Annotated in this window: 13 protein-coding genes and 1 tRNA gene; 5 read left to right on the top strand and 9 right to left on the bottom strand. The window is 46.9% G+C overall.

The features are described 5' to 3' along the window. The first annotated feature begins 1 nt into the window (after position 1). Genes B3G15_RS07885 through mnhG form a run of 5 tightly spaced genes read left to right on the top strand, consistent with a single transcriptional unit; the run spans position 2 to position 2,945 of the window. Positions 2–343 carry a Na(+)/H(+) antiporter subunit C gene (locus B3G15_RS07885; protein WP_023468540.1) on the top strand — a complete coding sequence of 114 codons (342 nt, stop codon included), beginning with the start codon at positions 2–4 and terminating at the stop codon, positions 341–343. Further along, positions 336–1,823 (top strand): Na+/H+ antiporter subunit D, encoded by a 1,488-nt coding sequence (locus B3G15_RS07890; RefSeq protein WP_290719769.1) that lies wholly within the window; start codon positions 336–338, stop codon positions 1,821–1,823. Before B3G15_RS07885 ends, B3G15_RS07890 begins: the two co-directional genes overlap by 8 nt. A 3-nt stretch (positions 1,824–1,826) precedes the next feature. After that, the gene (locus B3G15_RS07895) at positions 1,827–2,303 is read left to right on the top strand and encodes a Na+/H+ antiporter subunit E (RefSeq protein WP_047395595.1); all 477 of its coding nucleotides are present in this window, start codon (positions 1,827–1,829) and stop codon (positions 2,301–2,303) included. Positions 2,304–2,350: 47 nt separating this feature from the next. Further along, positions 2,351–2,587: a Na(+)/H(+) antiporter subunit F1 gene (locus B3G15_RS07900; RefSeq protein ID WP_369792030.1), complete on the top strand. Its 237-nt coding sequence runs from the start codon at positions 2,351–2,353 to the stop codon at positions 2,585–2,587. Further along, entirely contained in the window at positions 2,571–2,945 is a 375-nt protein-coding gene (gene mnhG / locus B3G15_RS07905) for a monovalent cation/H(+) antiporter subunit G (RefSeq protein ID WP_047395592.1), read from the top strand. Before B3G15_RS07900 ends, mnhG begins: the two co-directional genes overlap by 17 nt. A 52-nt stretch (positions 2,946–2,997) precedes the next feature. Here the strand turns inward: mnhG and B3G15_RS07910 are convergent, their stop codons facing one another. The 9 genes from B3G15_RS07910 to B3G15_RS07950 all read right to left on the bottom strand — a co-directional run bounded on the left by B3G15_RS07910 (position 2,998) and on the right by B3G15_RS07950 (position 12,581). Next, complete coding sequence (locus B3G15_RS07910; RefSeq protein ID WP_050678277.1) at positions 2,998–3,441, bottom strand: Rrf2 family transcriptional regulator; 444 nt, start codon at positions 3,439–3,441, stop codon at positions 2,998–3,000. A gap of 217 nt (positions 3,442–3,658) precedes the next feature. Continuing rightward, positions 3,659–4,555: a glycerophosphodiester phosphodiesterase gene (locus B3G15_RS07915; protein WP_414651117.1), complete on the bottom strand. Its 897-nt coding sequence runs from the start codon at positions 4,553–4,555 to the stop codon at positions 3,659–3,661. A 151-nt stretch (positions 4,556–4,706) separates the two neighbouring features. Further along, positions 4,707–5,963 carry a 2-oxoglutarate dehydrogenase complex dihydrolipoyllysine-residue succinyltransferase gene (odhB, locus tag B3G15_RS07920; protein WP_290719779.1) on the bottom strand — a complete coding sequence of 419 codons (1,257 nt, stop codon included), beginning with the start codon at positions 5,961–5,963 and terminating at the stop codon, positions 4,707–4,709. A gap of 35 nt (positions 5,964–5,998) precedes the next feature. Continuing rightward, a complete protein-coding gene (locus tag B3G15_RS07925) occupies positions 5,999–8,839 on the bottom strand; it encodes a 2-oxoglutarate dehydrogenase E1 component (RefSeq protein ID WP_290719781.1) in 2,841 nt (946 codons plus the stop codon). A gap of 312 nt (positions 8,840–9,151) precedes the next feature. Then, entirely contained in the window at positions 9,152–9,880 is a 729-nt protein-coding gene (locus B3G15_RS07930) for an amino acid ABC transporter ATP-binding protein (protein ID WP_023468549.1), read from the bottom strand. After that, the gene (locus B3G15_RS07935) at positions 9,877–10,521 is read right to left on the bottom strand and encodes an amino acid ABC transporter permease (RefSeq protein WP_214859905.1); all 645 of its coding nucleotides are present in this window, start codon (positions 10,519–10,521) and stop codon (positions 9,877–9,879) included. The genes B3G15_RS07930 and B3G15_RS07935 overlap by 4 nt, the downstream gene beginning before the upstream one ends. A gap of 31 nt (positions 10,522–10,552) precedes the next feature. Then, positions 10,553–11,320, bottom strand: a complete 768-nt coding sequence (locus tag B3G15_RS07940) for a transporter substrate-binding domain-containing protein (protein WP_023468551.1) — start codon at positions 11,318–11,320, stop codon at positions 10,553–10,555. 202 nt (positions 11,321–11,522) lie between these two features. Then, a tRNA-Leu gene (locus tag B3G15_RS07945) sits at positions 11,523–11,606 on the bottom strand. A gap of 42 nt (positions 11,607–11,648) precedes the next feature. Then, positions 11,649–12,581 carry an alpha/beta hydrolase gene (locus B3G15_RS07950; protein ID WP_029341930.1) on the bottom strand — a complete coding sequence of 311 codons (933 nt, stop codon included), beginning with the start codon at positions 12,579–12,581 and terminating at the stop codon, positions 11,649–11,651. Positions 12,582–12,596: the final 15 nt, after the last annotated feature.

The following is a 12,596-nucleotide window of genomic DNA, read 5'->3' on the forward strand; positions in this document are numbered from 1 at the left end:
TATGGAAATCATCATGGCGATCGCCGCAGGCATCCTGACGATGTGTGCCATTTATCTCATTCTTTCGAAAAGTATTCTTCGCATTATCATCGGAACAGGGTTGCTCAGCCACGCTGCCCATCTGCTCGTCATGACGATGGGTGGATTAAAACGAGGCGCGGCTCCGGTCTTAAAGGACGGCGTGACTTCCTATACGGATCCACTACCGCAAGCACTCGTTTTGACCGCCATCGTCATCAGCTTTGGTGTCACTGCCTTTTTCTTGGTACTCGCTTATCGTGCCTATCAAGAACTCGGAACCGATAATATCGAAGAGATGAAAGGAACCGATTCGAATGATTAACTTACCGCTACTACCAATCATCATCCCTTTGTTGACTGGTGTCATCTTGATGTTTTTCCCGCGACACCTCAAAGGACAACGAATCGTTTCCCTCTTTTCGACGATTTTAACTGTCTGTGCCTCCATCTATCTCGTGCTGACTGTCCGGTCGAACGGAATCTTAACAGTCACACTCGGTAGCTGGCCAGCACCTTTTGGTATCACACTCGTCTCTGACATGCTATCCGCTTTACTCGTCACGACGACAAGCGTTCTTGTTCTTTGTATCATCTGGTATGCCATTGTCTACTTGAGCGTTTCCTATCAACGGTACTACTATTTCATTGCCGTCCAATTCCTGCTCGTTGGTGTCAATGGTGCCTTTACGACAGGTGATATCTTTAACATGTTCGTCTTCTTCGAAGTCTTCCTGATTTCGTCTTATGTCTTGATCGTTCTTGGCGGGAAACCGGCACAATTACGAGAATCGCTGAAGTATCTCTTGATCAACGTCATCTCGTCCGCATTATTCGTCATGACGGTTGCCTTCTTGTACGGAATCATCGGATCGCTCAGCATGGCGGATATCAGTCAAAAGATTTCAGAGGTCGGACAGCCGGCAATCCTAAACGTCATCGCCTTGTTATTCCTGATCGTCTTCGGATTAAAAGGTGCGATCTTCCCGCTCTACTTCTGGTTACCTGGTTCTTATCAAGTACCGCCGACGCCTGTTCTTGCTCTGTTCGGTGCCTTGCTGACGAAGGTCGGGGTCTACGGGATTTTACGGACGTATAGTTTGTTCTTCTCAAATGAGATTGGAACGATTCATCAAATCTTGAGTATCCTTGCGCTCAGTACGATCGTCATCGGGGTGATCGGTGCGCTCGCGACACGGGATGCGAAGCAAATCATCATCTACAACATCATCGTCGCAGTCGGAGTCATCTTGTACGGGGTTTCCCTCATGACACCGCAAGCACTAGAAGGTGCGATTTTCTATCTTCTTCATGATATGTTGATTAAAGCCGCTTTATTCCTACTCGTAGGAATCATGGTCGGAATTGCCGGCTCGAGTAAGCTGAAAGATATGGGCGGGATGATCAAAGCCTATCCTGTATTAGGTTGGACGTTCTTCATCGCGGCGTTATCACTTGCCGGGATTCCACCGCTCAGCGGATTCATTGGGAAATTCCTGATCGTTCGTGGTGGTATTGAAGCCGGTGAGTTGATTGGACCAATCATCGTTCTACTATCCAGTCTACTCGTCTTGTATTCGGTCGTTCAATTGTTCATGCGTGCCTTTTGGGGAACACCGAAGACTTACTCTGGTGATAAACAAGCGCTTGTTCCAAAGCTGCTAGTTCCTACGATTGCCTTAGTTGCGCTCAGCGTTCTCTATGGAGTAGGTGCTGAGGCGATGCGTCCACTGATTCAACAAGCCGTCGAACCGTTGACGAATCCAACGCTCTATATCGATGCCGTACTAAAAGGAGGTCGTTAATTCATGCCATTTCAAGTCTTGCTCAACTTATTTCTTGCATTCTTGTGGATGTTTCTCTCAAACAATTTCTCGGCCTCCGGTTTCGTCATCGGTTACGCGCTAGGGTTGATTGCGATGTTCGCTTTCCGTCGCGGCTTCAAAGGACGCTTTTATCTCGGACCCGTCGTCGCACTCGTCCTATTGTTTTTCCGCTTTCTCTACGAGCTTGTCGTCGCGAACATCGATGTCTTGAAAATCATCTTAAAGCCGAAGTTAGATATTCAGCCTGGTATCTTCGCTTATGAGACCGAACTCGATCAACCGTGGCAGATCACGTTGCTGTCGATGCTGATCACATTGACACCGGGAACGCTCGTCGTTGATATCTCGGATGATAATAAGACACTCTACATTCATGCACTCCACATGCCAGAGGTTGATGAAGCGGTCGCTTCGATTCGTGATAGTTTTGAGAAAGCCATTCTGGAGGTGAGTCGGTGATGTTCGATATTTTAATCTATATCGCACTCGGGGGTGTCTTTCTCTCGATGCTTGGTCTGTTTTACCGGGTCATCAAAGGACCAAGTGTGGCGGATCGTGTCATCGCTCTTGATTCGATTGGTATCAGCTTGATTTCAATCGTTGGTCTTGTATCGATCATCTTACGGACGAGCGACTACCTCGAAGTCATCCTGTTGATTGGTATACTCGCCTTCATCGGTACGGTTGCCTTTTCAAAATATATCGAGAAAGGAGAGATCATCGAACGTGATCGCAATCAATGAATTGATCGTCGCGGTCTTCGCCTTGCTCGGTATGGGATTTAGTCTCGTCACCGCGCTTGGTCTGATCCGCTTACCGGATGTCTATACGCGTGCTCACGCTGCATCTAAAAGCGCGACATTAGGTGTCATGTCGATTTTAATCGGCGTCATCATCTATTTCGTCACTGAAGATGGATTCTTCTCCTCTCGTGTTGTTCTCGGCATCCTGTTCGTGCTCATTACAGCACCGATTGGAGGACATCTGATCGCTCGTGCTGCATATTACAGCAATGTGCCGTTATGGAAATCGTCTGTTCGAGACGACTTGTCCCAGAACAAAGAACATGTGGAACCAAAGAAACGCCAAGATGACGTATAAGTATCGCTATGACAAAACCCTCGTTTCCATTCACGGAAACGAGGGTTTTTGATTAAGAACGCTGTAAAGGTGAGGCAGCAAACAAGAGTGCCAACTCATCACGATTATCCAGCAATTCTTCTAATGTATGCTGTTCCAGTTCCCGAATAAAAGCTCGAAGCGCTCGTCCGAGCACACCTTTTAGACGACATCCTGGTTCGATGACACAATGACCGTTGCTTCCAAAACACTCGACGATATCCATCGGTTCCATCTCCCGAACGACTTTACCGATGTTGATGTCTTTTGGATCACGAATCAAACGGAGTCCGCCTGACCGACCTCTTGTTGATTCGACATAGCCAAGTTTCGCTAACTGTTGTGTCACCTTCATTAAATGGTTGGATGAGATGCCATAATGATTGGCAATCTGCGGCATTGGTGTGATGACATCCCGGTGCACCCCGAGGTACATCAACACACGTAATCCATAATCCGTATACTGTGTAATTCTCACGATCCTCACTCCATTCCTTCCCAAAACTGCACTGTTATCGTACCATGAAATACGAAACTGACTACATTGTTTTGTCTCATGATTCGAAATTCTCATAAACCTCTATAGGGTTTACGTATGGAATGAAATATTGGATTTAAAATACGAGTTTTAAAAACAAAAAAACTATTCCTCCTTTCCTGTTCGAAAGAAGAAATAGTACTATTTCCTTTTTACCTTATTTTTTGTACAGTCCTTTCACGACATCATTAAAACGGTCGGCATAGTTCGTAAAGACTCCCGTGACACCATAATCAAGCATACGAACCATATCCGCTTTTTCATTCACTGTGTACGGGTGAAGTAACAAATCATGCGCCCGAATTGCTGCGACGTTCTCACGTGTCAATGCTTTGAAGGAAGGACCGACACCGACCGCATACTGGCGGATTGCTGTTAATCGTTCATCCGTCAATGCCTTGACTTCATTTGCTTCCATCAACTGAACCAAGGGAGCGTTCGGGTCGATGGCTCTGACTTTTTGAAGACTCGCTTCACTAAACGACTGAATCAAGACTTGTCCTGATTTGACCTTGTTACTCGACAATCCGTTCTGCTTTAGTACGTCGAGCAATTTCTGTTCCATTCCCGGGTACACTTCCGGTGATTTCGTCTCGATGTAGTAATTCGCATGCTTCCCATACTTACTCAAGACTTCTTGAAGCGTCGGAACTTTCAAACCGACATACGATTTTTTCGCAAGGGTCGGGTTCGCTTCATTGAACCAGCTACCGGCATCAAGTTTCTTGATTTCAGCAAGCGTTTTATCTTTGACGGCACCTGTTCCGTTCGTCGTCCGATCAACTGTTTCATCGTGCATCGCAATCAATTGACCGTCTTTTGTCATCTGTAAATCAATTTCGATGTAATCTGCTTTGAATGTCTTATGTCCCATTTCATAAGCTGGCATCGTATGCTCTGGCGCGTATCCCGAAGCTCCGCGGTGAGCAACATTGATGATTCGATTTGGATCAAGTAACGATGTTCCTTTTGATTGTGCGCTGACATCTTCTGTCGGAAGACCTGTGCTTAATACGGCTCCTGCTACCATCGTCAATCCAAATTGTTTCAACATAATCAATTCCCCCTTGAAATATTCTTACAACACTTATCCTATATCGTTTGTATGAAGCTGATATAGAGAAGACGTAAATGTCGTTTCGTGATTTGATGACAAAGTGATATCAACAAAAAAAGACCCGCATCTAAAACGGGTCTTTTTATGATTACGCTTCGAAAATCAATGACTCTGGATCTTCGAGGAGATCTTTAATGTGCTTCAAGAACGTAACGGCTTCTTTTCCATCAACGATTCGGTGATCATAAGAGAGTGCGACATACATCATCGGACGGTTTTCCATGCGTTCAGCATCAATCGCTACAGGACGTAAGTTGATTGCGTGCATTCCGAGAATCGCGACTTGTGGACCGTTTAAGATCGGTGTCGACATGAGTGAACCGAACGTACCACCATTCGTGATCGTGAACGTACCACCCGTCAAATCAGATAGACCGAGTTTATTATCACGCGCCTTGACCGCTAGTTGAATGATGTCTTTTTCAATCTCAGCGAAGTTCTTCTTATCCGCATCACGAACGACCGGAACGACGAGACCGTCTGGTGCTGAAACGGCAATACCGATATCATAGAATTTTTTGAGGACGATCTCATCGCCTTGAATCTCAGCATTCAAGTATGGCATCTTTTTAAGTGCTGCGACTGCTGCTTTCGTAAAGAATGACATGAAGCCGAGCTTGACTTCGTTTTCCTTCACGAATTTCTCTTGGCGACGTTTACGCAGTGCCATGACCGCTGACATATCGATCTCATTGAATGTCGTCAACATCGCTGCCGTTTGTTGAACTTCAACGAGTCGGTTCGCGATTGTCTTACGACGGCGTGACATCTTGATTCGCTCTTCCGGTTTCCCAGGAGCGGCTGCAGGTGCTGATGCCGGTGTAGCAGGTTTCGTAGGAGCCGGTTTTGCTTGCTCACGTGGTGCTACTTCAAACGTCGCGACGTCTTGCACACGAATCCGACCGAGCGGATCTTGCGTTGCCACTTGTGCTAAATCAATTCCTTTTTCACGAGCCAGTTTACGGGCAGCAGGTGAAGCAATCGGACGATCCGCAACAGATGTACTTTCAGTCGCTGCTGCAGCCACCGGTTGTTCCGCTTTTTCTTCTGCTTTTGGTGTCTCTTTTGACGTTTCTTGTACTGGTTCTGCCGCAGCCGGTTTTGGAGCCTCGCCACCAGCAGAGATGACAGCAATCGTTTCCCCGACGCGAACTGTATCTCCTTCAGCAGCCATCACTTCCGTCAACGTACCCGCTTCATCTGACGGTACTTCGATGTTGACTTTATCTGTCTCGAGTTCAACGATGGCTTCCCCTTTTTCTACGTGATCACCTGGTTGTTTTAACCAAGACGCCACCGTTCCTTCTGTAATTGATTCGGCAAGTTCTGGTACTTTGATTTCCATCGTATTCTCCCCCTATGACTCGATTCTATCTTAAGTTATGATGTGTGATTTGATACGTGTGATGGTGCTGTTGGAGTAGAAGCAGTCGCTGTGAGTGCATCATTGATGATACGTGCCTGCTCTACTTTATGACCTGACGGATCACCTTCTGCTGTACTCGAACGACGACGACGACCGATGTAACGGACGGTTTGGATGCCGTTCGGTGCAACTGTCTCAAGTCGAGGTTCCATGAAGGACCAAGCCCCCATGTTTTTCGGTTCTTCTTGTACCCAGACCATCTCTTCGACGGCTTCATAGCGCGCGATGACTTCTTGTAAGGCTTTCGCCGGGAATGGATACAACTCCTCGACCCGGACGATTTGTAGCCAATCGAGATTCTCATCTGATTTTGAAACGGCTTCCGCTAGATCGATTGCCATCTTACCAGAACAGAACACAAGACGTTTAACTCGATCTGGTGCTTCTCCGAGCCCTGATTGTTCGATGACACGCTGGAAACTACCTTCCGTCAACTCAGAGACATCCGATGTTGCAAGCGGATGACGCAAGAGACTCTTCGGCGTCATGACGACGAGCGGTCGGACTTCCTCTTTTCCGAGAATCGCTGCTTGTCGGCGCAATAAGTGGAAGTACTGGGCAGCACTCGATACGTTCGCGACTGTCCAGTTTTTCTCACCCGATAACGTCAAGAAGCGTTCTAAACGACCACTCGAGTGTTCTGGTCCTTGCCCTTCATAACCATGCGGAAGCAACATGACGAGACCTGACGTTTGTCCCCATTTCGCGCGGCTAGCTGAGATGAACTGGTCGAAGATGACTTGTCCTGAGTTCGCAAAGTCCCCATATTGCGCTTCCCATAATACGAGCGTTTCCGGAGCGAAGACGTTATAACCGTATTCAAAACCAAGTACACCTGCTTCAGACAACGGACTGTTGTAGACCGAGAATGATGCAGTTGCCGTTGATAAGGCATGGAGTGGCGAGAAGCCTTCTCCTGTTTTCACATCATGAAGATTAATGTTCCGTTGTGCGAACGTTCCTCGTTCAGAATCTTGACCGCTCAAGCGGATTGGTGTTCCATCTGAGAGAATCGAAGCGAACGCCAATGTTTCGGCATGTCCCCAGTCAATTCCGTTCTTTGTCGAGAACGCATCCGTCCGGCGCTTCAGGACCTTCTCAAGTTTATGGAACACCTGGAAGCCATCCGGCCACTGTAATAATTCTTCGTTGTACGCTGTTAGTGTTTCGATCGAGATCCCTGTCTCGATTGTCGGTACGCCTTTAAAGACGACGTCCGGCATGACCCCACCATACTCTTTCTCGACGTTCGGTACTTTTTCACGAGCCGCTTTCATTTGATCATTGATCGATGTTTCAATCGATTGAATTTCGTCAGCTGTCGCATCCCCGCTCGCGACAAGTGTTTTCCCGTACAGGACACGAATTGGATCATGTTTATGAATCAAATCATATAAGACCGGGTTCGTATTCATCGGTTCATCCATTTCGTTATGACCAAAACGACGGTATCCGATCAAATCAATCATGACATCCTTCTTAAACGTTGCCCGGTACTCGCTCGCGAGCAAAGCGACAGCGAGACAGCTTTCCGGCTCATCCGCGTTGACGTGGAAGACTGGGATCTCATACCCTTTGGCAAGATCACTCGAGTAACGCGTCGAACGGGAGTCCGTCGGCTCCGTCGTGAAGCCGATCGTGTTGTTCGCGATGATATGAATCGTTCCGCCGGTGTTATATCCTTTGAGATTCGCTAAATTCAATGTTTCAGCCACAATTCCTTGACCTGGGAACGCTGCATCCCCATGAATGAGGATCGCAGCTGCTGCTGCTTGCTCTTGACGTGGTGCCCCTTTTTGTGAGCGATCATCTTGAGCCGCACGTGTGAAGCCTTCGACGACTGGGTCGACGAACTCAAGGTGCGACGGATTGTTCGCAAGCGTCATCCGCACGTTACGTGTCTCTTGCTCGAGTTTTCGGTTTAAACCGAGGTGATACTTCACGTCGCCCGTCCAACCGTACGTGATCCCGATCGATCCTTCAGATGGTACGAGGTCGTGGTTCGGTGCATGCTGGAACTCAGCAAAGATCATTTCATATGGCTTCCCGAGTACGTGCGCCAAAACGTTCAACCGTCCACGGTGTGCCATTCCGATATTAATCGTCTCCGACCCGTTCGAGATGAGGTGTCCGACGATCGTGTCGAGCAATGGCACCATCGCGTCAAGTCCTTCAATCGAGAAGCGTTTTTGACCGACATATGTTTTGTGCAAGTATTTTTCGAAGAGGTCCGTTTCAGCTAAGCGTTTGAACAACTGTTTCTTTTGTTCAGCGTCTAGCGTCGCTGTCAAAGCACCTTGCTCGATTTTCTGACGAAGCCATTTCTTTTCATCGAGATCGTCGACATGCTGGAACTCAACTGCGGCTGCTCCCGTGTACTGCGCCTTTAAGTGTTCAATGCCTTCAAACGCGTCCTTTACACCAGTTGGTGGTTCAGGACAGACGAGTGAGACTGGCATTTTTCGAAGATCTGCCTCTGTTAATCCGTACTGACTCAATTCGAATAGTCCTGTTTCTCGCGGATGGTCCTTCAGCGGATAGATATCCGCCGCAAGATGTCCTTTTGCACGAATTTGTTCCGCTAAACGATTCGCCGCAAGATATTTTTCGAAATCTCCTGTCTCGACTTGCATCGGTACGACTGATTCCGTCACGGGTGCACCATGCTCTTCGAAATAAGCACGTGTCTCCTCATCAACGGATGTCTTGTCTTCTAAAAAACGCTCGTACAATTCAATGATGTAGCCAAGGTTTGGTCCATAGAATGCTTGTTGATCTTGCTCGTGGCCTGCCATGTACGGTTCCCCCCGTTTCTATATTTCTCCCCACACATCCAGTGGATACTCGATGTGTTTCCAGCCCTCTACCTGTTAGCGCTTTCAAAAGGAATTGCATGAATGAAACGCTGAACGTCATGAGAAGGAATGATCGTGTCATTCTTCCATGAAAGTGCCTTCGTTACTATATTACTACTCTTTTCCTGTGTGTGCATTTCGAATTCCCAAATTCTCACGCTTAAATGTATAAGTTTTTCTTATGAGCACTTAGTCAGTTATTTATGATTCGTTAAAAAACCGGCGTATCCGCAGTTAGATACGCCGGTTCCATCATAAGACTTTACTAAGGAACGATTGCGTCCGTTCGTGTTGTGGAGAATCAAACAATGCTTGTGGTACGTTCTCTTCGACGATATAGCCACCATCCATGAATAAGACGCGATCTCCGACCTCACGAGCAAATCCCATCTCATGGGTCACGACGACCATCGTCATGCCTTCAAGGGCAAGTTGTTTCATGACGGCAAGCACGTCACCGACCATTTCCGGGTCGAGCGCTGACGTCGGCTCATCAAATAACATGATTTTCGGATTCATTGCAAGCGCGCGGGCAATCGCGACCCGCTGTTTTTGCCCCCCAGATAATTCACCTGGATAATTATCCGCTTTTTCACGTAATCCGACTTTATCGAGTAGTTCAAGTGCCCGCTGTTTCGCCTGTTCTTTATCCGATTTACGCACTTTGATCGGTGCAAGCGTGACGTTTTCTAGCACGGTCTTATGCGGGAAGAGATTAAAATGTTGAAAGACCATCCCGACTTCTTCCCGGACCTTGTTGATATCGACCTTTGGACTCGTAATATCGAAATCATCGACGATGACCGTGCCACCTGTAATCTCTTCCAATCGATTCAAACAGCGTAAAAACGTACTTTTCCCAGATCCCGACGGACCGATGACACAAACGACTTCTTTTTCGGCAATCGAGACGTTGATGTCTTTTAAGACTTCATTCGAACCGAATGATTTCTTTAGATTCTTTACTTCTATGATACTCATCGTAATGTAAACCTCCGTTCCAAGAACTTCGCCACTACGGACAAGAGATAAATGATGACGAAGTACATCAATCCGACGACGGACCAGACGATGAATGGTTCAAACGTCGTTGACTGCTGCACTTGACCTTGTTGTGTCAAGTCAGCGATTCCGATAATCGACAACAACGATGTATCTTTTAAGCTGATGATCGATTGGTTCGTAATCGTTGGTAACATCCGTCGGAATGCTTGCGGTAAGATGATCTGTACCATCGTTTGACGCCCTGTCATCCCGAGTGAACGCGCAGCTTCTGTTTGTCCTTTATCAATCGACTGGATACCAGCTCGAATGATCTCCGCAAAATAAGCACCGGCATTGATTGCGACCGTCAGTATCCCTGCATACATCCGGTCCATCGATAACCATTCGAGCGAATTGAGTCCAAAATAGATGAAGAATAACTGAACGATGAACGGCGTTCCGCGAATGACATCAATATAGACAATTGCGATCCCGTTTAAGATTTTTGATGGTGATAACCGCATCAATGCGACGACTAAGCCAATCAGAAAGCCGACGATGACCGCGATGATGAAAATATACAATGTGACTTGAAGCCCTTCCAAGAAAAATGGAAATGCGGTTTTGACCACTTCCATTGGCTATCCCACTCCCTTATCGCCTTGCGACTTATTTCAGATACGTGTCAACGATTTTATCGTATTCACCGTTTTCTTTCAGATTCGCAAGTCCTTTGTTGATTTTCTTCATCAGATCCTCGTTCTCACCTTTTAAGACAGCGATTCCGTAGTTGTCCCCGTTGAGACGGTCTCCGACAAGTTTTAATCCAAGGTTTTGTTGTTTGTTTGCATATGAGATGACAGGATAATCTTCAATCAAAGCAGCAGCGTTACCGTTCTTCACTTCTTGGAACATCGCTGGACTGTCATTGAACTGTGTGACCGTGAATCCCAGTTTGTCTGCGTTATCCGTTGCATATTTCGCACCCGTCGTTCCCTTTTTGACGGCTACTTTTTTCCCTTTTAAATCGTTGACGGATTTAATACCATTCTCATCTTCTTTGACGACTAGAATAAGACCAGCTTTGAAGTATGGATCCGAGAATGTGACGACTTTCTTCCGTTCTGGCGTAATACTCATACCAGCAATGGCAACGTCCAATTGATTTGCTTGAAGTGCCGGAATAATGCCGCTAAAGTCCATCGCTTCAAATTGAATCTTGAAGTTCTGATCCTTCGCGATTGCTTTCATGAGATCGATGTCGATTCCTTTGTACGTATCCCCGTCTTTATATTCGAATGGTGGATACGTGACGTCAATGCCGACCTTATAAGTCTTTCCTTCAGACGACTCTTCTTCTTTCGAACCGATGCTACATGCACCAAGTACGAGAACACAGCTCATCAAGAGCGCTAGCAAGATACTCCCTTTTTTCATGTTTGTTTCCCCTCTCCTATGTGTTAAAGATTGTCTACTTCACTTAGTACTTTCCCTGAAGAGTACCCTCTTTAAAACGTATTTTACCAGAAAAATTCTAAAAAGATAAATATTTCTGAATTTTTATTCGTTGTAATCGTTTTCTATTCAGCAACAAAAAAGAAGGCAACCCCTTGCTGGGATTGCCTCCTTCAATCATTTATGCCGCCGAGAGGACTTGAACCTCCACGGTGTTGCCACCACTAGATTCTGAGTCTAGCGCGTCTACCAGTTCCGCCACGACGACGTTGATTTATGATATTAATATAGCGGGTAACGAACTGAGTTGTCAATCATTTCGCAAGATGTTGCGAACGAACTTCTCGACGACATCATCATACAATGCCGGATCCTCAAAATAGGCCATCGCGTGAGCGGCATTTGGAATGACGACGAGCTCTTTTTCCGTTGGACAAGCTTCATACAGCTCATATACCATGTCTGTCGGTACAAACGTATCCGCCCCACCATGGATGAACAAAATCGGTACCTGTGCTTTTTTGACTTGTTTCAACGCTGATGCTTCACGGAACGTATAACCTGCCTTTAGCTTCGTCAATACGCTCGTCATGCCTAAGAACGGAAAGTGTGGTAGTCGATACATCCGCTTCATCTGATACGCAAGGACAGCATTGACGGACGTATAGGCACAATCAGAAATGATTCCTTTGATTTGTGGTGGGAGTTGTTCGCCACTCGTCATCAATACGGTCGCCCCTCCCATCGACACCCCATGCAAGAACAGTTTCGCATCCTGTCCGATCCGTTCAATCAGATAATTCGACCAACTGAGACAATCTTCCCGATCATGCCATCCGAATCCGATATAGTGACCGTCACTCATTCCGTGTCCACGATTATCGGGCATCATGACATGGAAACCGGCCTGATGGTACAGATAGGCGAATCCGGCTAAATCCGTTCCGACGCCTCCGTACCCGTGCACGAGAATGACGATCCGATCTGACGGAACAGGTGACGGAAGAAAATGCCCGCGTAACGTTAAACCGTCTTTCGCTTCAATCTCGATCCGCTCAAGCGGTTGCTCCTTGATCCACGTCTGACCAGGTTGCATCAATCGGACCATCTCGTCACTTAAATCTCGATTATTCGATAAGAATGGCTTTGGATTCGTGGCGATTGCCATCTCATAAAAATAATAACTCGCTGCTACTAATCCGGATCCGATGACTCCGATTCCAATTTTTGTTCTGCGACGCATCTGCCCCACTCCTTC

This window comes from Exiguobacterium sp. UBA1053 (genome assembly GCF_002316465.1).
Taxonomy (GTDB): Bacteria; Bacillota; Bacilli; order Exiguobacteriales; family Exiguobacteriaceae; genus Exiguobacterium_A; species Exiguobacterium_A abrahamii.